The organism is Acidimicrobiia bacterium (assembly GCA_040880805.1).
GTDB lineage: Bacteria > Actinomycetota > Acidimicrobiia > IMCC26256 > DASPTH01 > DASPTH01.
Genome location: JBBDHW010000035.1, coordinates 1 through 25464 on the forward strand (window position 1 = coordinate 1; position 25464 = coordinate 25464).

The following is a 25464-nucleotide window of genomic DNA, read 5'->3' on the forward strand; positions in this document are numbered from 1 at the left end:
GAACCGCTCGTCGAGCCGCGCCGCGATCTCTGCAGGCGTCATCATGCGCGTGCGCGCCGCCGCGAGCTCGATCGCGAGCGGGATGCCGTCGAGGCGGGCGCAGATCTGTGCGACGGCAGGCTCGGTGTTCGCGTCGAGCTCGAACCGGCCGCCTGCTTCCTGGGCGCGGTCGGCGAAGAGCTGCACCGACTCACTGGTCAGGTCGAGGGAGGGCACGGTCATCTGCCGTTCGCCTCGGAGCCCCAACCCTTTGCGGCTGGTCGCGAGCACGCGCACGCCCGGGCAGGCTCGCACGATGGCGTCGACCGTGCGAGCGGCAGCGCCGATCAGGTGCTCGCAGTTGTCGAACACCACGAGGAGCTCTTTCGCGCGCAGCGCGTCGACGATGCTCTCGGCCATCGACATGCCCTGACGCGGCTGGATCGCGAGCGCCGCCGCGATCACGTCGGGCAAGCCCGCCGGGTCGGTCAAGGGCCCGAGCTCGACGAGCCACGCGCCGTCGCGGAAGCGGGGGAGGAGCTCGGCGGCAACCTGGATCGCGAGTCGGGTCTTGCCGACACCGCCGACGCCGGTGAGGGTCACCACGCGTGCGCCGTCGAGCGCGTCGATCACGTCGGCCATGTCCTCTTCTCGTCCGACGAACGACGTCGTCTGGAGCGGCAGGTTGGTCGGGAAGCTCTCGATCGAGCGCAGCGGCGCGAACTCGCGGGTGAGCTCCGGGTGGATCACCTGGTGGATGTACTCGGGATCGCCGAGATCGCGCAGCCGGTGCTCGCCGAGGTCCACGAGCTCCACCGGCGCGTCGCGGAGCAGCTCGCTCGTGGTGAGCGACACGATGATCTGCCGCCGTGTGGGACCGACATGAGACGTGCGGCGCGGTTGGAGGCGGTGCCGTAGTAGTCGCCGCCGCGGAGTTCGGCCGCGCCGGTGTGGATGCCCATGCGGACACGCAACGGGCCGGTCGTGTCCCACTCCTGCGCTTCGAGCGCGACCTGCGCCGCGATCGCGGCGTCGATCGCGTCGGACGCGGTCGTGAACGCGGCGTGCGCGCCGTCACCCGTCGTCTTCACGATCTGACCGTTGTGCGACTCGATCGCGTCGCGCACGATTGCGTCGTGACGCGCCAGTGCGTCCTGCATCGCGTCGGGATGCTCCTCCCACAGGCGCGTCGAACCTTCCAGGTCCGTGAACAGGAACGTGACCGTCCCCGTCGGCAGCTCGGGACTCATGATCGGGGCTCTTCCGGTGTGGCACAATCGTGGCCATGACCACCGAGTCGCTCCGCAACGTGAAGGACCATCTGTCCGAGTTCGTCGACCGGGTCGAGAAGCATCACGAGCGTGTCGTTGTCACGAGGAACGGCCGGCCGGCGGCGGTGCTGATCTCGCCCGACGACCTCGAATCCCTCGAGGAGACCCTCGCGTGGCTGTCGGACCCCGAGCTGCGACGAAGGTTCGAGGAGGGAACGGCGGATCTTGCCGGCGGCCGTATCGTGACGGGTGAGGATCTCGCCCGGCGTTACCCGCGGCGTTGACGCGCTCCACGCTCGAGGTTGCCGCATCGGCGGAGCGATCATTGGCTCGACTTCCCGACAAGGTGGCGGCTGCCGTCGTCGAGTTCATGCTGGGTCCGTTGCTCGACGCTCCCAGACGGGTGGGCGCGCCGCTCCGGGACGAGCTCGCCGGGGCCTATTCCGCGCGCGTCGGCGCATACCGCATCCTCTACGAAGTGATCGACGGTCGGCAGGTTGTGCGCGTCATCGCGCTCGGTCACCGGGCCGACGTCTACCGCCCGCGCTGACGAGTCCTCGAGGCCTGCCATCCGCCGTTCCACCTCCTCGATCACCGCATTCTGGCCGAATCCGGCACTTCGCGTTGGGCCGTCTACCCTCCCAGCCATGTCCGAACGATCACGAGACCTTCCTCGTCGCACGTGCCTCTCCGTGCCGGGCTCCAGCGAGAAGATGCTCGGCAAGGCCCCGAGCCTCGGTGCCGACATGGTGTTCCTCGACCTCGAGGACTCCGTCGCACCGCTCGAGAAGGAAGCCGCCCGCGACAACGTCGTGAAGGCGATCAACTCCCTCGACTGGGGCGACGCCGTGCTCTGCGTGCGGGTGAACGCCTGGGACTCGAAGTGGACCTATCGCGACGTGGTCCATGTGGTGGAGAACGCGTCGGAGCGCCTCGACGAGCTGATGCTGCCCAAGGTGCAGTCGGCGAGCGAGGTGGTGGCGCTCGACCTGCTGCTCACGCAGATCGAGCAGGTCACCGGCCGTGCCGGCCGCGTGGGGATCGAGGCGCAGATCGAGACGGCGCGGGGCCTCATCAACGTCGAGGAGATCTGCGCGGCGTCACCGCGTATGGAGACGATCGTGTTCGGGCCGGCCGACTTTGCCGCGTCCACCGAGATGCCGGTGCTCACCGGTGGCGTGCAGATCCCCGAGTACCCCGGCGACCACTTCCATTACGTGTTCGCCAAGATCCTCATGGCCGGCCGCGCCAACGGGCTCCAGGTGATCGACGGCCCGTTCCTCAAGATCCGGGAGCTCGACGCGCTGCGCGAGTACGCGATGCGTACGCGCATTCTGGGCTACGACGGCAAGTGGGCGCTCCATCCCGACCAGGTCACGGTGATCAACGAGGTGTTCACGCCCACCCAGGAGCAGTTCGACCGAGCGTTCGACATCCTCGAGGCGTACGAGCACGCCACCGAAGGCGAGCGGCGCGGTGCGGTGATGTTCGGCGACGAGATGATCGACGAAGCGAGCCGCAAGATGGCGCTCAAGTTCGTCACCCGCGGTGAACGCGCCGGCATGTCACGCAGCTGAGGTCGATCGGCGACGTCCGCTCGGGGCCAAACGCGCGCGTTTGGGTGCGGAAACCGCTCCCGAACGCGTACTTTTGGTTCTTCTCCGATTCTGGCAAGCTGGCGGTGACCGCGGTCGCGGTCGGCGCGGCGATCACGGGTGGTGCCATCGGCGCTTCCGTCGTCGGCACGCCAACGCCCAAACCGACTCCTCGTCATCCGCGTCGAGCTCCACCGCCGCGTCGAACAGCGCTGCGCCGGCACCGGATCCGAGCCAGGGTGGCCACACCGCGAACGGCATCACCGAAGCGTTGCTCACCGGTGACGCCGCGGCTCAGGTGACGGCCGCGGCCCAGGCTGCGGTAGCCGGTCGGATGGCAGCAAGGTCACCGTGAAGGTCAATGCCGACTTCAGCATCGCGAGCGTCGAAGACGGCATGCGCTAGGCCACCGGCTACCCCAGTGCATGCTCGGCGAGGCGGCGGGCGATGACGCGCAGGCAGAGCGTCTCGTCGGCGCCTTCGAAGATCGACAGCACGCGTGCGTCCACGAAGTAGCGCGACACGGGGAACTCCTCGGCGTAGCCCATGCCGCCATGGAGCTGCATCGCCTCACGCGTGACCCACTCGGCCGCGCGACACACGTACGCCTTTACCATCGACGCCGCCAGCGTGCCCTCACCGCGGCCCATGCGCGCCGCGACGTCGTAGGAGAACTGACGCCCGGCCTGTATCGACGCCGCCATGCGCGCGAGCTTCGCTTGGCTGAGTTGGTAGTCGAACACCGGCTGGCCGAACACGATCCGCTCACGCGCGTAGTCGAGCCCGGCCTCGAACGCTGCCTGCATCAGCCCGACCGCGCGCGCCGCGGTCTGCAGCCGTCCGTTCTCGAATCCCTCCATCTGGAGGTAGAAGCCGCGGCCGAGGCCGGCTTCCTCGCCCACGAGATTCTCCGCGGGCACGAACCAGTCGGCGTACGACACCTCGAACGAATGCATGCCGCGGTACCCGATCGTGTCGATCGCGCGGCCCTCGATCTTGCCGCCGCCCTCTTGCTCGAGTGCGAACGAGTGGCCGGGTACCGCTTCCTTCTCCACGACGAACAGTGAGAGCCCGCGATGCGCAGCCGAACGGTCGGGATCCGTGCGCGCGAGGAGCATGATCAGCTCAGCGCGCCCGGCCAACGTCGCCCAGGTCTTCACGCCGTTCACGCGGTAGCCACCGTCGACGGGCGTTGCCATCGTGGTAACACCGGCAACGTCGGAGCCGAAGTCGGGCTCGGTGACGCTGACCCCCACCAGGAGCTCACCCGACGCGATGCGAGGAAGCCAGCGCTGCTTCTGCTCCTCCGTGCCGCCGTCCACGAGCGCTCGCGTGAGGATCTCGGGCCGCGTGATGAGCGATCCGCCGACGCCGAGCGATCCCCACGACAGTTCCTCGGTGGCGACGACCATCGCGAGGTAGTCGGATTCACTCCCGCTCGCGAAGCCGCCGTACTCCTCGGGTACCGAGAGCCCGAAGCCGCCGAGCTCCGCCAACCCGGCCATCACGTCTTCGGGGATGTCGGCATTCGTGCGGTGCACGTGCTCGGCGACCGGGCGGATCTTGTCGGCCGCGAACCGGCGGAACGTGTCGGCCGCGAGCTCGAACTCCTCCGGCAGGTGGCGGGGGCCGGTTCCCGACATGGGCAAGGTCGCCGCGACCGCCTCGAGGAACTGGGGAGAACGGTGCGCCTCGAGGAACGGGAGCGCGGCGGCGAGCGTGTCGAGGCCGATGCCCCACAGCGCGTCACGCCCGAGCACCTTCGCACCGAGGTCGGCGATCGCGTCGGCGATGAACGCGCGTGTGAGCATCGACTCGAGCTCGCCGTGCTCGCCGTATGAGAGCATCACACGGCATCCCTCGAGCGCGCTGGCAGCGTGGGCGAGGTCGTAGGCGAGTACCTGGTGTTGGTCGAGCTTCGCCACCGACAGCCGTCCGCCGTCACTCGATGCGCGCGCGAGCGTGGCGGTCGCGGTGTCGACGATCTCGGCCGCACGGTCGACGGCCGCCGCCGCGGCAACGAGCTGGTCGGCCATGAGCGGCAGCCTACCGACGCGGTCCGCGTGCGCTCTGCCCGGGCGTCAGGTTTTGGGGGCGGTCGGGAAGGTCGGCCGCGTGATGATGGGGACGATCGTCGCGGGAGGTGCCGTCGTAGTCGGTGCGGGCGGCGCGGTCGTTGTCGGCGGCGCCGTAGTAGAAGGTGCGGTGGCCGGAGGCGTGGTGGCGATCGTGTCACCCTGCCGGTTGTTGCTGCCGGGCGCCACGAGCGTGCTGCCTTGGGTTTGGATGGTCACCTTCGTCACGCCGGGCACGCGCTGCGCGATCACCCTGCACTGTGCGTCGACGAGTTTGTACACCGCGCGCGCGAGCAGATTGCCGCCCTCCGTTGTGAAATGCACGCCGTCGCCACTGCGTACTGTTATGACGTTCCCGTTCTCGTCGGGCAACTTGTCGGTGTACTTCCCCTTCTCGTCGAGGAACATCGCGTAGTCGTCGACGAACACCGCGTCGGGGTGACGCGCGATCACTTCCTTCGACACCTCGTTGATCTGCTCGATGCCGTCGTTGTCGCGATCGTTCTTGAACGGAGGCGGCCCCACCCAGATCACGGTCCGTTCCGGCGCGCTCAGCGTCGTCAGCATCGCCTCCACGCGATTCGCGTAGTCGGCCTTCCACGCGTCGTCGCCCGTCGTCGTGGTGCTCGTCGCGGTGCCCGTGCCGGTCGTGCTGCGCCGCGTCGTCGGTGCGAGGTAGTCGTTGGCGCCGATGATGAAGACGGCGATCTCCGGGTTCAGGCGCGCCATCTCCTTCTCTGCCTGCCTGGGCCAGTCGAAGAAGGTCGGGTTGGTGAGGCCGCTCGACACGCGTGAGTCGAAGTAGGGCTGGACCACGCCGGTGGCGCCCGCGATCGTCCCGAGTGACGGACCGAGCGATCCGGCGAGCGAGTCGCCGCCGACCCAGAGTCGGAGCGGGTCGGGGTCGGTGAGCGGGGAGCGACACGGGCGACCCGGCAGGGTGGTCGTGGTCGACGACGAGGTCGTGGCACTGGGCTCTGCGCGCACCGCGCCGGCGAGGGTGGGACGGTCGCCGCCGCCGAAGCGGACCGTCTCGGTGGCGAGGAGGCCGAAGCCGGCTGCGATCACGATTGCGGCCGCCAGCGTCACGATGCGACGCTTCCGGTCCTGCCTTCGCCAGACGCGACGATCGCGTCGGCTGGGGCCAGGGTCGCCGCCGCCAGGGTCGCCGAGGTCGTGGTCGGGCATCAGGAAGGTCGCCGTGATCGGGAGGCCGGCGACCGCCGGATGGTATCCGGCAACCGAGCGAGTTTCCCGCCGCGTCGCTCGCCTCCCGAACCAGAGGCGAACGCCCGCGGCGCAGGTATCCTGCGCCGCAGTGGAGCCGTGGCCTGAGCGGCCCGGCGCACGCGAGCGAGCGTGAGCGGAGAAGATGGCGACCCATGAACGGCCGTTCGGGCGGCACTTCGAGGATTTCGAGCCCGGCGACGTGTACAAGCACTGGCCGGGCAGGACGATCACCGAAGCCGACGACCACCTCTTCTGCTTGATCACGATGAACCACCATCCGCTGCACCTCGACGAGTGGTACGCGGAGACGCAGACACAGTTCGGGAAGAACGTGGTGGTGGGCAACCTCGTGTACTCGTTGGTCCTCGGTATGAGCGTGCCCGACGTGAGCGGCGCCGCGATCGCGAACCTCGAAGTGGAGGCGCTCCGTCACGAGCGCCCGACGTTCCACGGCGACACGATCTACGCAGAGACGAAGGTGCTCGAGAAGCGCGCTTCGGAGAGCCGCCCCGACCGTGGCGTGGTCACGGTGGAAACGCGCGGCTTCAACCAGCGCGGTGAAGAGGTCTGTTACTTCCGCCGGAAGGTGATGGTGCACAAGCGCGAGGCGGCTCCGGCCCGCCGGCGGCCCTACACGTCACCCGAGTAGCCCACACCGATGACGACGGGTTGCGACTTCTGCTCGATCGTCGCCGGCGAGGTCGCCGCACACTTCGTGCTCGACACGTCGAGCGTCGTGGCCTTCCTCGATCACCGCCCGCTCTTCGCCGGTCACACGCTCGTGCTCCCACGCGAGCACGTGCCGACCCTGCGCGACCTGCCCGACTCACTCCGTGACGAGCTCTTCGCCCAGACCCAGGCAGTCGCCGCGGCCGTGCAGGACGCGATGGGCGCCCAGGGCTCGTTCGTCGCCCTGAACAACGTGGTGAGCCAGAGCGTGCCGCACGTGCACGTGCACGCCGTTCCCCGGAACCGCAGGGACGGCCTTCGGGGCTTCTTCTGGCCCCGCACGAAGTATGGGAGCGAGGAGGAGATGGCGGCGTGCGCGGTGGCGATCCGGGCTGCCCTTGCCAAGGGCGCAACGATGTAATACTGTAATCACATGACCGATCAGGCAGCGCAGCAGTCACCGAGCACCGGCACCACACCCCAGGGCGGCAAGCTGAAGGGCTGGTTTGCCGGGCGCCTTCCTAACGGCTGGTTCACCGCTCCCCCGGAGGTCACCTACGACCGCGACGAGATCCTGGTGTGGGGGGCCCTGGCCGAACCCGACGCCGGCAAGGACGCCGACGACACGACGAAGGCCGCGGCACGGCACGCCCGGATCCAGGGATTCCGCGAGGACACCCGCCAATCCAGGATGGGCATCGCCGACGAAGCAGAGGCGAGGTTCGGGCGCAAGGTGGCCTGGGCCGCGCGGTGCGGCGACCAGGAAGAGCTCTTCACCACGATGAGCGTGCCGGTGATGACGCGCCTCCGTATGCCGGAGCGGCAGGTGCTCGACACTCTGGTCGACGCCGGCGTCGCGCGCAGCCGCAGCCACGCGCTCGCATGGTGTGTGCGCCTCGTCGGTGACCACGAAGCCGACTGGATCACGCAACTCCGTGACGCGCTCGTGCACGTGCAGAAGGTGCGCGACGAAGGTCCGCAACAGGCGTAACCGCCGGCTGGCGCGGCCTTCCTCGCAGGCTCATGATGAGAGGTGATGGAGCCGGTCATCCGCACCGAGAAGCTCACCAAGGTGTACCCCAACGGTGTGCGAGCGGTCGAGAATCTCGACCTCGAGGTGCAGCGCGGCGAGATCTTCGGGTTCCTCGGGCCCAACGGCGCCGGCAAGACCACCACCGTCGGCATGCTCACAACGCGAGTGATCCCCACCAGCGGTCGCGCGTTCGTGGGCGGCGTCGACGTGGTCGCGCACCCCACTGCGGCCAAGCAGGTGATCGGCGTCGTTCCCCAGACGAACACGCTCGACCGTTCACTCGACTTATGGGAGAACCTCTACTTCCACGGACGGTTCTTCTCGATGCCCGCCGCCACCGCGAAGGCGGAAGCCACGCGCTTGCTCGAGCGTTTCCGTCTGGCCGACCGCGCGCACGATCGAATCGAATCCCTCTCGGGCGGCATGGCGCAACGCCTGATGGTGGCGCGGGCGATCATGCACCGGCCCGCGACGCTCTTCCTCGACGAACCCACCGCAGGGCTCGATCCGCAGAGCCGCATCGCAGTCTGGGAGATCCTGCGCGAGCTTCACGGCGACGGTCAGACGATCATGATGAACACTCACTACATGGAAGAGGCCGACAATCTCTGTGATCGCGTCGCGATCATCGACCGCGGGCACCTGCTCGCACTGGGAAGCCCCGCCGAGCTCAAGCGGACCGTCGGCGCCGACACGGTGGTCACGATCTCGGCGGCAGGCGACCTCGACGCACTTGCCCGCGCGCTCACCGCCGACTTGCCCGACGTTCAGCGTGTTGATCGCGTCGACAGCACCGTCCGAGTCTCGGTGCGCGGGAGTGAGGGTGTCTTGCCTGCAGTGTTCACCGCCGCCGAGCGGCGCGGCTTCGACGTCACCGATCTTTCGGTCGCCGAGCCGTCGCTCGAGACGGTGTTCATCAACCTCACCGGAAAGGACCTCCGCGAATGACCGCCACGTCCACCACTCGCGCCACGCTCGCCCCCACCTGCAGCCCAGTTGCCGCGGCACGCACGGCGTTCGCCGCGTTGCTCATGCGCGACCTCGTTGTCGTGCGCAAGACGTGGAAGGAGGTCGTCCCGCGGTCGCTGATGCAGCCGTTCCTGCTCGTCTTCGTGTTCGCCTACGTGTTCCCGAAGATCGGCCAAGGGATCGGCGGACGGCTGGGTGAGACTGATTTCTCCACGTTGCTCGTGGCGGGAGTGGTCGGGCTGGCGATCATGTTCCAGGGCATCCAGTCGGTCGCGATCCCGATGGTGCAGGAGTTCGGGTACACCCGGGAGATCGAGGACCGCGTGCAAGCGCCGTTGCCGGTGTCGCTGCTCGCGGTGGAGAAGGCGGTCGCGGGTGCAGTGAACGGGCTGTTCGCGGCGGTGCTCGTGTTCCCGATCGCGGCGATCGTGCCTGCCACTCCGGTCAACCTCAACGTGAACTGGCTCGAGCTGCTCACGATCGTGCCCATCGGGTGCTACATGTGCGGCGCGCTCGGGCTCACATTCGGCACGCGGTTCGAGCCGCGCACCGTGCCGATGTTGTTCGGCATCTTCGTGCTCCCGATCACGTTCCTCGGCGCCGTCTACTACAGCTGGTCGACGCTCGAGCCGGTCCGGTGGGTCCAGATCCTCGTGCTGGCGAACCCGCTCGTGTATCTGTGCGAAGGCCTGCGCGCCGCGCTCACGACCAGCCCGCACATGAGCTTGTGGGCGGTCTATCCCGCGATGCTGGGGTTCTCCGCGTTGTTTACCTGGCTCGGGATCAACGGCTTCAAGAAGCGCGTGCTGAGCTGACCGGCGGCCGGACGGAGAGCCCGCCGGTTACGGGGGTATTGTGCAACTGTGTCGCCAGCGACGCATGTCACATTCTGGGGGGTTCGCGGATCTACTCCGTGTGACGGCCACCAGTTCGATCGCTACGGCGGAAATACGTCGTGCGTAGAGATCGCGGCCGCCGGCCACGACCCGATGATCTTCGACCTCGGCACCGGGCTGCGCAACTACGGCGAGCAGCTCGCACGCGAGGGGCGCCTCCCGGGTTACCACGCGACGGTGCTGCTCTCGCACCTCCACTGGGACCACATCCAGGGGCTCCCGTTCTTCGCGCCGATGGCTGCGGGCGGCGGCACGATCGAGGTGTACGGCCCGGAGCAGGCGGAAGGCCCGCTCGACGTGGTGTTCGACGGCGTGATGCGACCGCCCTACTTCCCGATTCGCGCTGACGAACTGCGGGGCGCGGTCTCGTTCGAGGGTGTCGGCAGGGACGACTTCCCGCTCAACGGCGCGAAGGTACGCTCACGTTGGGTGCGTCACACCGACCCCACGCTCGGGTTCCGGGTCGAGGTGGAGGGCGTGTCGGTCGCATACCTTTCCGATCACGGCCCGGGCACGGTCCCCGACGACCCCGACGACTTCGTCCCGACCGACGTGCTCGAGCTCTGTGACGGCGTCGACCTGCTTATCCACGACGCGCAGCACACCACCGACGAGTACGAGCTGAAGCGCAACTGGGGCCACTGCACGATCGAGTACGCGATCCATGTCGCGCGCGAAGCGGGCGCACGCGAGCTCGCATTGTTCCACCACTGTCCGTCGCACGGCGACGACAGAGTCGACGAGATCCTGCGCGACGCGCGCGACTTCTCGGCGCGGATCGGCGGGCCCGAGGTGTTCGCGGCCGCCGACAGCATGCAACACCTGGTGCTGCCGCGCTCGGCGCGCAGTGCCTGACGAGATCGTCACTCCCGACGATCGTCGCTTCCGCGATGTGTTCGGTCACTTCGCAACCGGTGTGACCATCATCACCGCGATGGACGGCGACGAGCCAGTGGGCATGGCCGCCAACTCTTTTACGTCGCTGTCGCTCGATCCGCCACTAGTGCTCTTCTGCGTCGCGCACTCGTCCACCACGTGGCCGCGGATCGAGCAGGCGCGCAAGTTCGCCGTCAACATCCTGGGCGAGGAGCACGAGGAGCTGTCGCGCCTGTTCGCCCAACGCGGCGCCGACCGCTTCGGGGTGACGCCCTGGCACCGTGGCGTGTCGGGATCACCGGTACTCGACGAGGCCATCGCCTACATGGACTGCGAGTTCGAGGCGGAGTACCCCGGTGGCGATCACAAGATCATCGTCGGCAGCGTGCTCGACCTCGACATGCGCGAAGACGCCCGCCCCCTCCTCTTCTTCCGCGGCACGTACTTACGAATTGGCGACCCCTGAGACGCAACTGGCGTCGTTGGAGTCGGTTATACCGACTCCAACGACGCCGGTTCGAAGACCACGGCGGGTTCGAGGCGGTGTGCGAAGCGGCGGAGGGTGCGGAGGAGCGCGGCGCCGGTGATCAGGATGAGCAGCGCGTTCGTGATCGCGGCCGCGGCGTCCCAGCCGAGCGACGTCGCGACGTAGAACGACCAGTAGCGGTGGAGCGTCTCGGTGAAGCCGAGGCCAGGATGCCAGTCGAGCGCGCCGCCACGCGCGAACGGCCAGAACCACAAGTTCATGATCGCCCCGTAGACGAACCCCCAGATCCAGCCGTACGCGGCGAGGGCGAGCACTTCCGCGCGCGGTCGCAGCCGAGCGGTCCACAGGCCGACGAGCCCGGCGAGCCCGCCCATCCACGCCAGCGCCAGCATCTGGAACGGCAGCCACGGTCCGATCCCACCGGTGATCACGGCCGACACTGTCATCGAGCACAGCCCGAGCAGCAGCCCGAAGCGCGGGCCGAAGGCCGCGCCGGCGAGCACGATGAGGAAGAAGATCCCGCTGCCGCCGCCCGGGAGGTCGAGGAGCCGGAGCAGTCCCGCGCACGCCGACAGCATGCCGAGAATCGCGACGGTCGCGCCGTTCATCGTGCCGCGCCGAACCTCGAGCGCGACCGCGACGATGACGAGCGCACCAACGAGCGCGGCCACGAGCGGCGCGTCGCCGCTGTGGGCCTGGCTCGAGAACGCAGTGGCCGGGAGCCAGAACGGGTAGAGGAACGCCGCCGCGCCCAGCACGACCATGAGCACGTATACGAGCAACGGGCGCGCGTGTCTTGTGATCACTGCTCCGTCCTCGGCGTCGCGACTTCCCGTTCGACTTCCTCGACCGTGAGGAACGGTGGCAGGACCCGCAGCACTTGGGGCGCGAACAGCGACCCGGCGAGCACATGGCGCGCGTTCCCTTCGGCGACGACGTCACCGTCGCCGAGCACGACGGCGCGTGTCGCGCAGCGCGCCGCGAGCTCCACATCGTGCGTCGCGAGCACCACCGCGCCGCCGCCGCGCGCGTGCAGCCCGACGGCGCGGTCGAGCGCGGCTCGTGACGACGCGTCCATGCCGCGCGTGGGCTCGTCGAGCAGCAGCACCGGCGCACCACCGACCGCGACCGCGGCGATCGCGATGCGCTGGCGTTCGCCGCCCGACAGGCTGCGCGGGTGACGCGACGCGAGGTCGTGCAGGCCGAGCGCGTCGAGCCAGCGGTCGACGTCGCCGTGATCGTGGGTGCCGAGCAGCCGCAGCGTCTCCTCGATCTCGCGGCGGACGGTGGGCTCGAAGAGCAGCGCGTTCGGGTTCTGGGGGACGTACGCGGCTCGTGCACCGTCGGCAAGGGTCACACGGCCGCCCGCCGGATCCAGCAGACCGGCGAGGACCCGGAGCAACGTGGACTTGCCCGAACCGTTCCGCCCGAGCAGCGCGACCACGTCGCCGCGATGCAGGTCGACGGTGACGTCGCGGAGGACCATCCGCCCACCGAGCTCTGCGCGCAGGCCTCGCGCCGAGAGCAGCAGTTCGCCTGGTGCGCTGGTCGAAGGCTCGACGGGATCAGGGAGCTCGACGGGCATTCGCGCCGCCCATCCGCGCGCGTCGCGCACGGTGAGCGGGGGAGGGTCCCAGCCGAGCACGCGACCGAGCCGCGTCACACTCGGTGCGCCGGGGTAGTCGGCGAGCACGACGCCGGGAGCACCGGGCGTGCCCACACTTCCGCCCTCGACGATCACGGTACGGTCGGCGAGCGGAGCGGCGCGCTCGAGCCGGTGCTCCGCGAGCAGCACGGTGGTGCCGAGGTCGGCGTTGAGACGGGTGAGCGCGCCGAGTACGTCGTCGGCACCCTGCGGGTCGAGCTGCGACGTGGGCTCGTCGAGCACGAGAGCCGAGGGCGCCGCGGCGAGAGCGCCCGCGATCACACACCGTTGCTGCTCACCGCCGGAAAGTGTGGAGGGATCACGGTCGCGCAGGTGTGCGATCCCGAGCGCGTCGAGCGTTTCCTCCACGCGTCGCCGCATGGCTTCGGGCGCGAAGCCCAGGTTCTCGAGCACGAACGCCACATCGCGTTCCACGTGGTCGACGACGAACTGCGATTCAGGGTCTTGCGCGACAAAGCCGACGACGTCGGCGAGCTCGCGCGGGTGGTGCGAGCGCGTGGAGCGTCCGAACACGACGACCTCGCCTGCGAACCGGCCACCACTCGAGTGCGGGACGAGGCCGTTCACGCAGCGCAGCAGCGTGCTCTTCCCCGAGCCCGACGTGCCGACCACCAGGAGGAGCTCGCCGGGCTCGACGTCGAGGTCGGCGTGGGCGAGCGCGGCACCCGGCGTGTCCGGGTACGCGTACGACACCCCCCGCATCGAGATCGCGCTCATGGCCTGATCCAGGAGCGTGCGACGACGGGTACCAGCAAGGGGAGCAGCGTGAGCGTGGGAACCAGGTGCAGCGCGGGCCAGCGCAGCGGGCTCGCGTACCAGAACAGGCTGCTGTCGCCCACGATCGAAAGGAGCGCGAGGCCCGCCGGCGCAAGCAGCACTGCGCCCGCGACGGTCCAGTCGGCGAGCGACATACGACGCGGCCTGTAACGCGCGCGCTGTTCTTCCGACGACGCGAGCACTACGGCTGCCGCGAGACCGATCGTGCCGGCGAGGCCGAGCACTGCGGCCAGCGTACGGCGCTCGCCGATGAGAGCAACGAACGCGCCCCCGAGTGCGAGGAGCGACGCCACTCCCCACCATCCCGCCACACGGTCGCGTGGCCCCGCGCCGACGCGCGCGAACCCGCGCGCGTCCATCGACTCCGCCAACGTCACCGCGCGCTCCATCCCCAGCTCGAGTACCGGCACGGTCTGTCGGAGCAGCCTGCCCCGCCGGACGACGCGCCCTCCGGTGCGGGCGCGATCAGCGTCGCGCACGTCGCCGATCGCGGCGAGGGTCGACGGCACGAACGCGAGCGCGACCACCACGACCAATCCGACCTCGTAGAACGCGCGCGGGGTGGACTGCACCAGCTCCGAGTGTGTGACCACGCCGTTGAACGCGCCGAAGACCGCCATCACGCCGACGATCGCGAAGCCTTCGGCGAGCGACTGCAGCATCACGGTGAGCTCCACGGTTCCCCCGACCGTGAACCCTCCCAGCATCTCCGGGAGCACGAACTGGGGCGTGGTGAACAAAACGTGGCCGAGCCCATGGGTGGTGGCCACGGTGAGGAGCATCCGCACGATCGCGAAGAACACGCCGACGCTCACGAGGACGGGGAACGCTCGGGCGTACGGCCCGGGACGCGCGTGCGCCGACACGGCGAGCGCGGCGATCCCGATCACGAGCGCGACGTAGACCGGGCTCGGTGCCAGCTGCACGCATGCGCCCGCCGCGAGCGCCCACACCAGCCAAACACCCGCATGCCACACCGCGACCGAGGCACGAGCCGGCTCGGCAACCGATTCGACGATCAGTGGGACGGCAGGACCCCTGGTTTGCACCCCGCTCGTCACGTCCGTAGCCTGCTTCCTCGACAGGGACGGGGGAAGTCGGTGCGAGACCGACGCTGACCCGCAACTGTGAGCGGCTCTGCGGCATCCGCCGCACTCCGCGAGCCAGGCTACCCGCCTCTGTCCACCGGGCCACCGGTGCTCCCTGTAGGGAGGCCGCCTCCGGGCGGTCGACAAAGGCCCTCGTGGACCAGGGGCCAGTGGAGGTTCATCCGATGACGCGCAGTCGTCGCGTGTTCGCGTGCATCAGCGCGAGCGCACTCGCAGTTCTGTTCAGTTCGTCGGTCGCGCCTGTCGGTGCGGCCGACCCGGCATCACCTGACCCCATTTCCTTGGGCGCGGCCGCAAGCGCGGTCGCGTGGCTGAAGACACAGCAGCAGCCCGATGGTGGCTTCGAGGTCGCCGGATTCGGCGGCTTCGAGACGCGTGACGTCGTGCTCGCCATCGCCGAGCAGGCGCAGACCGGAACCACCTGGAACGCCGCCGCGGCGCGCACCGCCGTGGAGGCGCTGAAAGCGGGCGGATCCGGCCCCACACCGCTCGACTACCTCGAGGATCTTGTTGCCGCGAGCAACGACCCGGGCGTGGCCGCGAAGACGGTCGTGCTCGTGAGCGCGCCCCTCGGCATCGATCCCACCGCGTTCGGCTCCGTCGATCTGTTGACGAAGCTCGGCGGCTGCAACGGCACGGCCAGCCCGACGTTCAACGGGCTCCTCTACATGATGATCGCCCAACAGTTGTTGTGCTCGGGCGCGCCGGCGGCGTCCGTGACCGCAGTCCGTAACGCGCAACAGGCGAATGGTGGCTGGGGATTCGCGGGCGATCCGACGAGCGACGACATCGACAACGACACCACCGCGCTCGCCGTCGAGGCGCTCGTCGGCAGCGGCGCGGGAGCGAGCGATCCCGCGGTGCACGCCGCACTCGTGTTTTTCGCCGAGAACCACCAAGCGAGCGGGGCGTGGCAGTTCTTCGGCGAGGACGACCCGAACTCGACGGCTACCGCGATGCTCGGCATCACCGCGGTGGGCTTCGACGTGACGACTCCCTGCTGGCGCGACATCGTCGCGCCGGCTCTGGCAGGTACCCCGTACACGAGCCCGGATGGGTGGCTCCGATCCCAGCAGCTCACCACCGGCCCGGACGCGGGGCGCGTCCAGAGCCCGGCGGACTCGTTCGGCGTGAACACCATCCCGACGTCGCAGAGCGTCGAGGGACTGCTCCGGTCCTGGCTGCCCGTCGCTCGCGGCGCCGAGCCGACATGCGACGCGCCAGTCCCGGCGCCGCATGTGAGCACGACGGCCACGGTGACCGCGGCCGCCCCGGCCGAAGTCGGCGGGATCGTCGCGACGCAGCCGAGGTTCACGGGGTGACGCGCGCCGCGCGTCTGTTGCTCGCCGTCGCCGCGCTCTTCGCCGGGGTACCGAGCACCGCGACCGCAGCCGGTGACTCCACCGCTGTCGTCGTGATCGACACCGGCGCGAGCGTTCGCGCCGCGGTGATCCACTTCGACGGCTCGATCAGTGGGATCGACGCGCTCGAGCTCGCGGGCGGCAATCCGACGACGTACGGATTTTCGGGCAATGGCGCGGCTGTATGTTCGATCGACGGTGTGGGCAACCCGGCGAACGAGTCGTGTCTCGTCGGGCCGCACAGCGAGTACTGGGCGTATTTCCTCGCGCACGGCGGATCGACGAGCTGGGCGTACTCGCGCGGCTGCGCGTGCACGACGACGGTGCACGACGGCGACGTCGAGGGTTGGCGCTACGGCACCGGCGCCGCACCCCGCTCGTCGGCTTCGTTCTGCGCGTACGTCGCGTGCCCGCCTCCGCCGACGTCTCCAGGCGACGGTGGAACTGGTGGCACGGGAACAACGCCGGCGACAACGGTGCCGGGCGGACCTCCGATCGGACCAGGCGGCGAGCAGAGCGCCGGTAACCCACAGACTGGAGATTCCCGATCGGCTGCTCCCGAGGCGGCGAACACCGATGGAGAGCCGGGTTCCGCCGAGCCGACCACCTCGACGACGCCGCCGACCACGACGTCGAGCGGGCCGCGCGACCGCCCCGACGTGCAGGTCGAGGCGGCGTCCGCGAGCAAGAAGGGCGGAGGTGGCGGCGGCGACGCCACGGGCTCACCCACCGGTGTCGTGATCGCGGCCGGCGCGCTCGCTGCCACCGCGGGAGCGGCGGTGTGGCTCCGCCGCCGGCGAGGCGCGCTCCGGTAGCTTGCACTGCCATGGCGACCCGCACGAGCGCGTTCGGTTCGGGGAAGCGCGAGAGCCACGACGCGAGCGACTTCTACGCGCGCTTCACACCTCCGAAGATCTCCAAAGACGAGACCGTCAACCCATGTCGCGCCGCCGATCAGTTGATCTGTGGCGATGCGCGCGACATGCGCGCGGTCGACGACAACTCCATCGCACTCGTCGTCACGTCACCGCCGTACTTCGCGGGCAAGGAGTACGAGCTCGCGCTCGGCGAAGGTGGCATCCCCGAGAGCTACTTCGAATACCTCGGAATGCTGCGCGACGTATTCGCCGAATGCGTTCGTGTGCTCGAGCCCGGTGGCCGCATCGCGGTGAACGTCGCCAACCTCGGGCGTAAGCCCTACCGGTCCCTCGCGGGTGACGTCACCACGATTCTCCAGGACGAGCTCGCACTCCTGCTGCGCGGCGAGATCATCTGGCGGAAGGCGAAGGGCGCGTCGGGCTCGTGCGCCTTCGGGTCGTACCTGAAGGCGTCGAACCCAGTCATGCGTGACGTTACCGAGCGCGTCATCGTTGCGTCGAAGGGCCGCTTCAACCGCGCGATCGAACCGAAGCGCCGCGCCGAGCTCGGGCTTCCCCACGAGTCGACGATCTCGAAGGAGGAGTTCTTTGCTGCAGCATTGGACGTATGGGAGATCCGTCCCGAGAGCGCGCGCCGGGTCAAGCATCCCGCGCCGTTCCCCGTGGAGCTTCCCGAACGGCTCATCCAGTTCCACACGTACGTCGACGACGTCGTGCTCGACCCGTTCCTCGGATCCGGCTCCACCGCGATCGCTGCCGCGCGCAACAACCGGCGCTACGTCGGCTACGACACCGACCAAACCTACATCGACATCGCCCAAGCCCGTGTTGCGAAGGAAGTCGGGCGCCTTCTCTGAGCGTCAAACGTCAGACGTCCACACGCCCGGGATGTCGATGACGGGGCCCACTTGCATGCCGTTGTCGGCGACGAACTCCGCACCGGTGCAGTAGCGCGACTCGTCGGAGGCGAGGAACAGCGCGACCGCGGCGATGGGTCGGAGGTCCATGCCGGTGACGAGCTCGTCCGCCGACTCTTGCCCCGGTGTCTTCGGCCCCTCGGCGGGCAGGTCGCCCGACCGCTCCTTGCCCACGAGGTCGAAGTGCATCTCGGGGTTGCCGGTCGCCGGGCACACGATGTTGGCGCGCACGCCGTACTTGCCGTTCTCGAGCGCGGTCGACTTCGTGAGGCCGCGCAGACCGAACTTCGCCGCGGTGTACGCGACGGTTCCCGGCAGGGTGAAGATGCTATTGATCGAACCGATGTTCACGATCGCGCCGCGCGTCTCGCGGAGCATCGGTAAGCACGCACGCGTGCCGAGGAACGGACCGAAGCAGTTCACGCGGAAGACCTTCTCGAAGGTCTCGGGAGTGGTGTCGTCGATCGACGAGAGGTGCAGGACCGCGGCGTCGTTCACGAGCACGTCGAGCTTGCCCTCCTGCGCGCGCAGGTCGGCAACCGTCTCGTTCCAGTCGTCCTCCTTCGTGACGTCGTGGTGGCGGAAGCGCGCGCTCGGCCCGATCTTCTCCGCGGTCTCCGTGCCCCGGTCGTCGAGGATGTCGGCTATCACGACCTTCGCGCCCTCGTCGACGAACAGTTGCGCGATCGTGGCGCCGGTGCCGCGTGCTGCGCCCGTCACCAGTGCAACCTTGTCGTCGAGTCTTCCCATATGTCCCCCTGACGCTGCGTTCCCCGCTGCGGCGCAGCGTACGCCGGGGCCGTAGCATCGTGTGCCGGCCTATGCACGTCCTCGCAGTGAACGTCTCCAGCAACCTCTATCTCGTCACCGCGTTCGGCGGCGGCGTGATCTCGTTCCTCTCGCCGTGCGTCCTGCCCATCGTCCCGGGCTACCTGAGCCTCATCACCGGGCTGTCGGTGGGGGAGATCCGAGAGGGAGATCCGCACTACCTCAAGCGCATCGCCGTCAACACCGGCATGTTCGTGCTCGGCTTTACCGTGGTGTTCGTCGCGCTCGGGCTCCTCACCACCACGGTCGGCAGCGCGCTCTTCCGCAATCAGGACACGCTCACGCGCATCTCGGGCGGCCTGGTGCTCCTGATGGCGTGCTACCTCGCCGGTTCGCAGATCCTCACCACGCCGCGCCTCTACCAGGAGCTGCGATTCCAGCCGCACCTCGAGCGGTTCGGGCCCGTCGCGGCGCCGGTCGCGGGTGCCGCGTTCGGTCTCGGCTGGCAGCCGTGCATCGGGCCGGTGCTCGGCGCGGTGCTCGGCTTCGCGGCCGTCGGGCAGAGCATCGGGCGGGCGACGCTGTTGCTCGTGGCCTACTCGCTCGGACTCGGGCTCTCGTTCCTCGCGGTCGGGCTCGCGATGGGCAAGCTCACGCACGCGCTCGACTGGTTCAAGCGCCACTCGCGCGTGATCACGCTGATCTCCGCGGGCATCCTCGCGATCTTCGGGATCATCCTCCTCACCGACCAACTGCAACCGGTCACGGCACGCGTCATCGACACGCTGCGTGACAACGGTTTCAGCTGGCTCGTCGACGCCGGCTGACACCGAAGACGTCGACCGCAGCTGCATCCTGCGAGCGTAGGCTCACTCGTGGTGAACGAGACCGTGCCCGCGCCGATTCAATTCACTGCTCCGGAGACCAGACATGTTCAGGTCTACGGGGCAGTGAAATCTGAGTAGCGATGCCCGATCGCGTGCCCTACCTGGCGTCACGCCTGCAGGGCTTCGGCACGACGATCTTCGCCGAGATGTCGGCGCTCGCAGCGGCGACCGGTTCCATCAACCTCGGGCAGGGTTTCCCCGACACCGACGGCCCCGCCGAAGTGCTCGACGCCGCGGTGGCCGCGATCCGCGCCGGCCACAACCAGTACCCACCCGGGCCCGGGATCCCCGAACTGCGCGCCGCGATCGCCGCGCACCAACAGCACTGGTACGGCCTCGACTACGACGCCGACACCGAGGTGCTCGTCACCGCCGGCGCCACCGAAGCCATCGCCGCCGCGCTGCTGTCGTTGTGCGAGCCCGGCGACGAGGTCGTCACGTTCGAGCCCTACTACGACTCGTACGCCGCGTGCATCGCCATGGCGGGTGCGGAGCGGCGCGTGGTGCAACTACACCCACCCGACTACTCGTTCGACGCCGACGCGCTCGCGGCCGCGATCTCGTCGCGCACGCGGCTCGTGCTCCTCAACTCTCCGCACAACCCCACCGGCAAGGTCTTCTCACGCACCGAGCTCGAGGTCGTCGCGCGCCTCTGCGTGGAGAACGACGTGCTTGCGGTCACTGACGAGGTCTACGAGCATCTCGTTTTCGACGGCGAGCACGTGCCGCTCGCCACGCTCCCCGGCATGCGCGACCGCACCGTCACCATCTCCTCGGGAGGGAAGACGTTCTCCTGTACCGGCTGGAAGGTGGGGTGGGTATGCGCGCCTGCGCCGCTCGTCACCGCGGTGCGGACGGCGAAGCAGTTCCTCACCTATGTGAACGCGGGACCGTTCCAGCACGCGATTGCTGCGGGCCTCGCGCTGTCCGACGCGACGTTCAGCGCGCTCGCGACGGACCTCGAGGAGAAACGAGACCGGTTGTCGCGCGGGCTCGCCGACGCCGGGCTCACGGTGTTCCCGTCGCACGGCACGTACTTCGTCACCACCGACATCCGCGCGCTCGGCGAGCACGACGGTCTCGCGTTCTGTCGCTCACTTCCCGAGCGCTGCGGAGTGGTCGCGGTACCGAACGTCGTGTTCTACGACGATCGTGCCGCGGGCCTCCCGCTCGTGCGGTTCGCGTTCTGCAAGCGCCTCGACGTGATCGACGAAGCGGTCGCTCGATTGAAGGCGTTGCGCCCGTGAGAGTCGCGGCCGTCCAGCACGACATCGCGTGGGAAGACCCGCCCGCGAACTTCGCGCGGCTCGCCCCCATGATCGCCGGCGCGGCAGCCGACGGCGCGCGCCTCGTGGTGCTCACCGAGATGTACGCGACGGGTTTCTCGATGGACACCGATCGGATCGCGGAGCCGCTCGACGGCCCGAGCGCGCGCTTCCTCGTCGAACAAGCACGCGAGCACCGCGTGTGGACCTGCGGTTCGGTCCCCGAGCGGGCCAACGACAGCGAGCGGCCGTCGAACTGCCTCGTGCTCGCGGGGCCCGACGGCACGGTCCACCGCTACAGCAAGCTCCACCCGTTCACGTACTCGGGTGAGCACGAGCGGTACGACGCGGGCGAGGGCCTCCTGACCGTCACGGTCGAGGGCGTGAATCTGAGCCTCTTCGTGTGTTACGACCTCCGCTTCGCCGACGGCTTCTGGCCGCTCGCGCCGCACACCGACTGCTACGTAGTGGTCGCGAACTGGCCCGAGAAGCGCCGCGACCACTGGCGCACGCTGCTCCGCGCCCGTGCGATCGAGAACCTGGCATACGTCGTCGGCGTCAACCGCGTGGGGAGCGGGGGAGGGATCGACTACGTCGGTGACAGCGCGATCATCGGGCCGTTCGGGGAGGAGCTGGCCGACGGCGGGGGCGCGGGCGAGACTGTGCTCGTCGCCGAGGTGGATCCGGCCGTGGTGCGGAAAACCCGCGAGCGCTTTCCATTTCTCGGCGATCGCCGAACGTGAGGTGGCCATGGACGTCGAACAGAACAAGGCTCTGGTGCTCGAGTTCTACCGGCTGATGAACGCGCGGCAATACGAGGAGATGTGGAAGCTCTTCGCATCCGACGCGAAGTGGGGCGGCGGCCGCGCGTCGACCGACGACTTCGCCGACATCGACCGCATGAAGGCGATCATGGTGGACCCCATGCCGATCTTCGTCGAAGGTGGCATCGGATTCACGGTGCACGCGCTCACTGCCGAGGGTGACCGGGTCGCGGCGGAGGTGGAGAGCTACGCGCCGCTGGTCAACGGCAAGGTCTACAACAACCACTACCACATGCTGTTCGAGATCCGCGACGGTCGCATAGCGATCGTGAAGGAGTACGCCGACACTGCGCACGGGCGTGAGGTGTTCGGCGACCTCGACCTCGGCTAACGCACGCCAATCAACGCACGCCAATCAACGCACGCCAATCAACGCACGCCAATCAACGCACGTAGGCCTGGCCGCCGTCCACGGTGATCGTCGTCGCGGTGATGTAGCTCGCGTCCGGGCTGCAGAGGAACGCCACGGTCCGTCCGACGTCGCGCTCGCAGTCACCGACGTAGCCGAGCGGAACCGTCGCCGCGAACGCGGCCGCGCCGTCGGGATCCATCTGCTCCCACATCTGGTAGCCGGGTGACGCCGCGAGCGGGATCACGCAGATCACGCGAATGCCGTCCGGTCCCCACTCGCAGCCCGCAACGCGCGAGATCGTGCGCATCGCGTCCTTCACCGCGCCGTACACGCCGTAACCCTGTGGGTCGAGGCGGAGGCTCGCAGAGGTCGCGAGGTTGATCACCACGCCCCCGTCCGACAGATACTCATGGCAGGCCTTCATGAAGCTGAACGCGGCAACCGGACCCGAGAGCCAGGTGCTCTCGAAGTTGTCGCGGGTCATGTGGAGCAGCGGGCCGAGCGACACCTCCTGCGCGTTGTTCACCAGGATGTCCACCGTGCCGAAGGCCTCGACGGTGGCGTCGACGCACCGATGGATCTGGTCCTCGTACTTCACGTCGCACGCGACGGCCTGCGCGGTTCCGCCCCGGTTCCGGATCTCGGCCGCGGTTGCCTCGACCTTCTCGGGCGTGCGGCCTGCGGCCATCACCTGTGCGCCCTCGACGGCAAGGGCGAGCGCGATCCCCTCACCGACCCCCTGACCTGCACCGGTGACCAGCGCGGCCTTCCCGTCGAGCGTTCCCATGCCGTCCTCCCTCCCCGCCGAGCCCACGTTCGGCGTAGCCTCTCACGCCATGTGCGGATGCATCGTCGCTCTGGTCGCGTTCTTCTCGCCCCGGTTGGCCATCTTCATCGTGTGGCTGTTCACCGACCGGATGGGCATCGCGTTCGACTCGTTCTGGCTTGCCTTGCTCGGCTTCATCTTCCTGCCGTGGACCACGCTGGCGTGGGCCGTCGCCTACGCGCCGATCCACGGTGTCACCGGTTTCGGTTGGTTCGTCGTGATCCTCGCGTTCTTCGCCGACATGAGCACGCACGTCGCGAGCTTCCAGGCCCGGCAGCAGCGCCGCGAAGCAACCGCCTGAGGCGCGTCGCTCAATCGGACGCGATCTCTGCTCCACCCGAGGCGGCCTTGTCGTACGCGGCGACGATGCGGGCGTGGCGGGCGTCGACGAGGTCTCGGGTGTGCGCGTGCGGCACGATATAGAGGTCGCCTTCGACGATCGCGTGCCGCACCTCGACTCCGATGTCGCGCGGGTCCATCGGGACGTACTTACTGTCCGGATCGGAGCCTCGGCTTCGTTCCGATCGAGGCGGTGCCGACAATCCGGTGTTGGCTCGATCGGGGCGGTTGCGATCGGAAGTGCCGAAGTTGGTCAGCACACCGCCGGGGCACAGGACGCTCACTCCGATCCCGTAGCCGTTCGCGTGCGACTCCTGCGCCAATGATTCACCCATCCCGACGATCGCGTACTTGGTCGTCGAGTAGATCGTCATGTTCAGTGGCGCGAGACCGGCGATCGACGCGGTGAGCACGATGTGCTTCTCTCCATCCTGGTCCTTCATACGCGGCAGGAACGCGAGCAGGCAGTTGATCATCCCACCCAGGTTCACCGACATGACCCAGTCCCAGTCGGACGCGGTGGCCTCCGCGATGGGCGGGAACGCGCCGACGCCAGCGTTCGAGCACAGCACGTCGACGCGGCCCATCTCGCGGTGCGCGGCGTCGGCGAGCGCGGCCACTGCGCCGCGATCCGCGACGTCGGTCGGGACGGCGAGCGTGCGGACCCCGTACGCGTCGATCTCCGCGGTGGTCTTCACCAGCGGGTCGGCCTCGATATCGGCGAGGACGAGGTTCATCCCCGCCTCGCCGAGCGCGTGCGCGATCCCTGCGCCGATGCCGCCGGCCGCACCGGTGATCACCGCGGTGCGTCCCCGGAGCTCTTTCATCACATCCCCCTTTTGTCGGAGAAGCGCAGACCCTACGCGCACGATGTGAGCGGCTTCATCCGCCCCACACGACCGTCTCATGCGGAGAAGCGCACCCTTGGCCGATGAGTGATCGCAGGCGACGCCCGATGTGCCTGAGCGCGATGTTGGCCGCGACGCTCGCGGCGATGCTGGTCACGGGTTGCTCCGGAGGCGCGTCCTCGTCGAGCGCCGAAACGTCATCGGATCGCTACGCGCCGCGCATCCGTGCGGCCGACTTCGGCACGACCGTCGACAATCCGTACTTCCCGCTTGTTCCCGGAAGCCGGTGGGTCTACGAGGGAAAGACGGAGCTGGGCGTCGAGCGGATCGTCGTCGAGGCGGCACACGAGACCAAGACGATCCTCGGGGTGACGTGCGTCGTGGTACGTGACACCGTGTCCGTCGACGGCGAGATCCAAGAGGACACGTTCGACTGGTACGGCCAGGATCACCGCGGCGCGGTTTGGTATTTCGGTGAGGACACCAAGGAATACGAGAGGGGCATGGTGGTGAGCACCACCGGGTCGTGGGAAGCGGGTGTTGACGGCGCCCGACCCGGGATCGTCATGCCCGCGCACCCGAAACGTGGGCCCCCCTACCGGCAGGAGTACTACGCGGGCGAGGCCGAGGACATGGCGCAGGTTCTCAGACTTCGTGCGCCGGTCAGCGTCCCGGCCGGCTCGTTCCCCAACACGCTCGAGACCAAGGAGTTCACCCCGCTTCAACCGGGCGTCGTCGAGCACAAGTACTACGCGCGCGGCGTCGGACTCGTGCTCGAGGTGGCCGTGCGCGGTGGGTCCGGCCGGGTCGAGCTCGTCGAGCACACCGTGAACGGCGCCCACAAGGCACCGTAGGCAGCATTCTCCGACCGGCGCTGCTATCCTTTTTGGTCCGCCGCGGGGTGGAGCAGTCTGGTAGCTCGTCGGGCTCATAACCCGAAGGTCGAAGGTTCAAATCCTTCCCCCGCCACCATCGAACAGCAGGTGAAGGCCGGTTTCCGAAGCGGAAGCCGGCCTTTCTGCGTGGCCGCCTGTCAAGGGTTTGTCACCATGGGCTTGACGCGTGGGCTTGACGGCACCGGGGGACCTGGGCTGCTGGGCGCCTGGCGGAGGCGGTCTCGTGGTTGTTGGTATGGGGCTGTGGGCGATGGTTGCTGGCGGGGTGGGGGAGCCAGGCTCCTCGGTGGAGATCGTCGGGCCCAGAACCCGAAGGTCGAGGGTTGAAAACCCCCTCACCCGAAAGCGCAGGTCTGGCCTGGCCACTTACGCGTCGGTGAGATCAGGGCCATCGGTGATGCGGTGGTCGTTGAGGGGTATGCGGCGGCGATCCAGGTTTGGGCGATGACCGCTAACGGAGTTCGGCGGGAAGCCAGTGGGGCCAAGGTCCGGGCTGCCGATTGGAGGAGGCCCAGCGCTCAAGCGCAGCCGCGAGCCTGGACGCCAGTGTTTCCGGTGGCCACCATGCTTTACGGACGAGGAGGACCGGACAGGTCGTCACCGCGGCGAAGTCGCTCGCGTTCTCGGTCACGATGACCCGGCCATCGGCTGCCGCGAGTTCGATGAGGACG

31 protein-coding genes, 1 tRNA gene and 1 riboswitch are annotated in these 25464 nt (G+C 68.8%); of the genes, 20 read left to right on the plus strand and 12 right to left on the minus strand.

Annotated elements, in window-relative coordinates; all coding sequences use genetic code 11:
• Both WD271_08955 and WD271_08960 read right to left on the minus strand, forming a co-directional pair.
• Window positions 1-834 (minus strand): NB-ARC domain-containing protein (locus WD271_08955; protein MEX1007956.1); only part of this gene is annotated, 834 nt, incomplete at its 3' end.
• Window positions 726-1229: an adenylate/guanylate cyclase domain-containing protein gene (locus WD271_08960; protein ID MEX1007957.1), complete on the minus strand. Its 504-nt coding sequence runs from the start codon at window positions 1227-1229 to the stop codon at window positions 726-728. The genes WD271_08960 and WD271_08955, both read right to left, overlap by 109 nt.
• 35 nt (window positions 1230-1264) lie before the next feature.
• On the opposite strand from WD271_08960, the gene WD271_08965 reads away from it, so the two are divergent.
• From WD271_08965 to WD271_08975, 3 genes are all read left to right on the plus strand, one after another.
• A complete protein-coding gene (locus WD271_08965) occupies window positions 1265-1534 on the plus strand; it encodes a type II toxin-antitoxin system Phd/YefM family antitoxin (protein MEX1007958.1) in 270 nt (89 codons plus the stop codon).
• A complete protein-coding gene (locus WD271_08970; GenBank protein MEX1007959.1) occupies window positions 1531-1800 on the plus strand; it encodes a type II toxin-antitoxin system RelE/ParE family toxin in 270 nt (89 codons plus the stop codon). The genes WD271_08965 and WD271_08970 overlap by 4 nt, the downstream gene beginning before the upstream one ends.
• 97 nt (window positions 1801-1897) lie before the next feature.
• Window positions 1898-2827 (plus strand): CoA ester lyase, encoded by a 930-nt coding sequence (locus tag WD271_08975; protein MEX1007960.1) that lies wholly within the window; start codon window positions 1898-1900, stop codon window positions 2825-2827.
• 132 nt (window positions 2828-2959) lie between these two features.
• Here the strand turns inward: WD271_08975 and WD271_08980 are convergent, their stop codons facing one another.
• From WD271_08980 to WD271_08990, 3 genes are all read right to left on the minus strand, one after another.
• Window positions 2960-3106: a hypothetical protein gene (locus WD271_08980; GenBank protein MEX1007961.1), complete on the minus strand. Its 147-nt coding sequence runs from the start codon at window positions 3104-3106 to the stop codon at window positions 2960-2962.
• 152 nt (window positions 3107-3258) lie between these two features.
• Entirely contained in the window at window positions 3259-4881 is a 1623-nt protein-coding gene (locus WD271_08985; GenBank protein MEX1007962.1) for an acyl-CoA dehydrogenase family protein, read from the minus strand.
• Window positions 4882-4926: 45 nt separating this feature from the next.
• Window positions 4927-6009: a DUF459 domain-containing protein gene (locus WD271_08990; protein ID MEX1007963.1), complete on the minus strand. Its 1083-nt coding sequence runs from the start codon at window positions 6007-6009 to the stop codon at window positions 4927-4929.
• 283 nt (window positions 6010-6292) lie between these two features.
• On the opposite strand from WD271_08990, the gene WD271_08995 reads away from it, so the two are divergent.
• The 7 genes from WD271_08995 to WD271_09025 all read left to right on the plus strand — a co-directional run bounded on the left by WD271_08995 (window position 6293) and on the right by WD271_09025 (window position 11059).
• Complete coding sequence (locus WD271_08995; protein MEX1007964.1) at window positions 6293-6799, plus strand: MaoC family dehydratase; 507 nt, start codon at window positions 6293-6295, stop codon at window positions 6797-6799.
• 9 nt (window positions 6800-6808) lie between these two features.
• Window positions 6809-7240, plus strand: a complete 432-nt coding sequence (locus tag WD271_09000) for an HIT family protein (protein MEX1007965.1) — start codon at window positions 6809-6811, stop codon at window positions 7238-7240.
• Between the two features lie 12 nt (window positions 7241-7252).
• On the plus strand, window positions 7253-7810 hold the full coding sequence (locus WD271_09005; protein ID MEX1007966.1) for a hypothetical protein: 558 nt from the start codon (window positions 7253-7255) through the stop codon (window positions 7808-7810).
• 45 nt (window positions 7811-7855) lie between these two features.
• Window positions 7856-8800, plus strand: a complete 945-nt coding sequence (locus tag WD271_09010) for an ATP-binding cassette domain-containing protein (protein MEX1007967.1) — start codon at window positions 7856-7858, stop codon at window positions 8798-8800.
• The gene (locus WD271_09015; GenBank protein MEX1007968.1) at window positions 8797-9636 is read left to right on the plus strand and encodes an ABC transporter permease; all 840 of its coding nucleotides are present in this window, start codon (window positions 8797-8799) and stop codon (window positions 9634-9636) included. The genes WD271_09010 and WD271_09015 overlap by 4 nt, the downstream gene beginning before the upstream one ends.
• Window positions 9637-9810: 174 nt before the next feature.
• A complete protein-coding gene (locus WD271_09020) occupies window positions 9811-10572 on the plus strand; it encodes an MBL fold metallo-hydrolase (GenBank protein MEX1007969.1) in 762 nt (253 codons plus the stop codon).
• Entirely contained in the window at window positions 10565-11059 is a 495-nt protein-coding gene (locus WD271_09025; GenBank protein ID MEX1007970.1) for a flavin reductase family protein, read from the plus strand. Before WD271_09020 ends, WD271_09025 begins: the two co-directional genes overlap by 8 nt.
• A 26-nt stretch (window positions 11060-11085) precedes the next feature.
• Here the strand turns inward: WD271_09025 and WD271_09030 are convergent, their stop codons facing one another.
• The 3 genes from WD271_09030 to WD271_09040 all read right to left on the minus strand — a co-directional run bounded on the left by WD271_09030 (window position 11086) and on the right by WD271_09040 (window position 14584).
• Window positions 11086-11886 carry an ECF transporter S component gene (locus tag WD271_09030; protein ID MEX1007971.1) on the minus strand — a complete coding sequence of 267 codons (801 nt, stop codon included), beginning with the start codon at window positions 11884-11886 and terminating at the stop codon, window positions 11086-11088.
• On the minus strand, window positions 11883-13463 hold the full coding sequence (locus WD271_09035) for an ATP-binding cassette domain-containing protein (GenBank protein MEX1007972.1): 1581 nt from the start codon (window positions 13461-13463) through the stop codon (window positions 11883-11885). Before WD271_09035 ends, WD271_09030 begins: the two co-directional genes overlap by 4 nt.
• A complete protein-coding gene (locus WD271_09040; GenBank protein MEX1007973.1) occupies window positions 13460-14584 on the minus strand; it encodes a hypothetical protein in 1125 nt (374 codons plus the stop codon). The genes WD271_09035 and WD271_09040 overlap by 4 nt, the downstream gene beginning before the upstream one ends.
• Window positions 14573-14718, plus strand: a riboswitch (cobalamin riboswitch). It overlaps the preceding gene by 12 nt.
• A gap of 78 nt (window positions 14719-14796) precedes the next feature.
• Between WD271_09040 and WD271_09045 the strand changes: the two genes are divergently transcribed.
• The 3 genes from WD271_09045 to WD271_09055 are packed head-to-tail and all read left to right on the plus strand — an operon-like array spanning window position 14797 to window position 17728.
• Window positions 14797-15954, plus strand: coding sequence for a hypothetical protein (locus WD271_09045; protein MEX1007974.1), 1158 nt, complete (start codon window positions 14797-14799; stop codon window positions 15952-15954).
• On the plus strand, window positions 15951-16808 hold the full coding sequence (locus WD271_09050; protein ID MEX1007975.1) for a hypothetical protein: 858 nt from the start codon (window positions 15951-15953) through the stop codon (window positions 16806-16808). The genes WD271_09045 and WD271_09050 overlap by 4 nt, the downstream gene beginning before the upstream one ends.
• Before the next feature lie 11 nt (window positions 16809-16819).
• Window positions 16820-17728 carry a site-specific DNA-methyltransferase gene (locus WD271_09055; protein MEX1007976.1) on the plus strand — a complete coding sequence of 303 codons (909 nt, stop codon included), beginning with the start codon at window positions 16820-16822 and terminating at the stop codon, window positions 17726-17728.
• A gap of 3 nt (window positions 17729-17731) precedes the next feature.
• Here WD271_09055 and WD271_09060 read toward each other — a convergent pair whose 3' ends face one another.
• Entirely contained in the window at window positions 17732-18538 is an 807-nt protein-coding gene (locus tag WD271_09060; protein MEX1007977.1) for an SDR family oxidoreductase, read from the minus strand.
• A gap of 71 nt (window positions 18539-18609) precedes the next feature.
• On the opposite strand from WD271_09060, the gene WD271_09065 reads away from it, so the two are divergent.
• The 4 genes from WD271_09065 (at window position 18610) to WD271_09080 (ending at window position 21863) form a co-directional block, all read left to right on the plus strand.
• On the plus strand, window positions 18610-19383 hold the full coding sequence (locus tag WD271_09065; protein MEX1007978.1) for a cytochrome c biogenesis protein CcdA: 774 nt from the start codon (window positions 18610-18612) through the stop codon (window positions 19381-19383).
• Window positions 19384-19523: 140 nt separating this feature from the next.
• Window positions 19524-20690 (plus strand): pyridoxal phosphate-dependent aminotransferase, encoded by a 1167-nt coding sequence (locus WD271_09070; GenBank protein MEX1007979.1) that lies wholly within the window; start codon window positions 19524-19526, stop codon window positions 20688-20690.
• Window positions 20687-21451 carry a carbon-nitrogen family hydrolase gene (locus WD271_09075; protein MEX1007980.1) on the plus strand — a complete coding sequence of 255 codons (765 nt, stop codon included), beginning with the start codon at window positions 20687-20689 and terminating at the stop codon, window positions 21449-21451. The genes WD271_09070 and WD271_09075 overlap by 4 nt, the downstream gene beginning before the upstream one ends.
• A gap of 7 nt (window positions 21452-21458) precedes the next feature.
• Window positions 21459-21863, plus strand: coding sequence for a nuclear transport factor 2 family protein (locus tag WD271_09080; protein ID MEX1007981.1), 405 nt, complete (start codon window positions 21459-21461; stop codon window positions 21861-21863).
• Between the two features lie 52 nt (window positions 21864-21915).
• On the opposite strand, the gene WD271_09085 is transcribed toward WD271_09080, so the two are convergent.
• Window positions 21916-22671, minus strand: a complete 756-nt coding sequence (locus tag WD271_09085; GenBank protein ID MEX1007982.1) for an SDR family oxidoreductase — start codon at window positions 22669-22671, stop codon at window positions 21916-21918.
• A 49-nt stretch (window positions 22672-22720) separates the two neighbouring features.
• On the opposite strand from WD271_09085, the gene WD271_09090 reads away from it, so the two are divergent.
• Window positions 22721-23011, plus strand: a complete 291-nt coding sequence (locus WD271_09090; protein ID MEX1007983.1) for a hypothetical protein — start codon at window positions 22721-22723, stop codon at window positions 23009-23011.
• Between the two features lie 10 nt (window positions 23012-23021).
• Here WD271_09090 and WD271_09095 read toward each other — a convergent pair whose 3' ends face one another.
• A complete protein-coding gene (locus tag WD271_09095) occupies window positions 23022-23876 on the minus strand; it encodes an SDR family NAD(P)-dependent oxidoreductase (GenBank protein ID MEX1007984.1) in 855 nt (284 codons plus the stop codon).
• Between the two features lie 104 nt (window positions 23877-23980).
• Between WD271_09095 and WD271_09100 the strand changes: the two genes are divergently transcribed.
• Both WD271_09100 and WD271_09105 read left to right on the plus strand, forming a co-directional pair.
• Window positions 23981-24751: a hypothetical protein gene (locus WD271_09100; protein ID MEX1007985.1), complete on the plus strand. Its 771-nt coding sequence runs from the start codon at window positions 23981-23983 to the stop codon at window positions 24749-24751.
• A 41-nt stretch (window positions 24752-24792) separates the two neighbouring features.
• Window positions 24793-24869: transfer RNA gene (locus WD271_09105), tRNA-Met, on the plus strand.
• A 375-nt stretch (window positions 24870-25244) separates the two neighbouring features.
• On the opposite strand, the gene WD271_09110 is transcribed toward WD271_09105, so the two are convergent.
• On the minus strand, window positions 25245-25464 hold a 220-nt coding region (locus WD271_09110), incomplete at its 5' end, for a hypothetical protein (GenBank protein ID MEX1007986.1).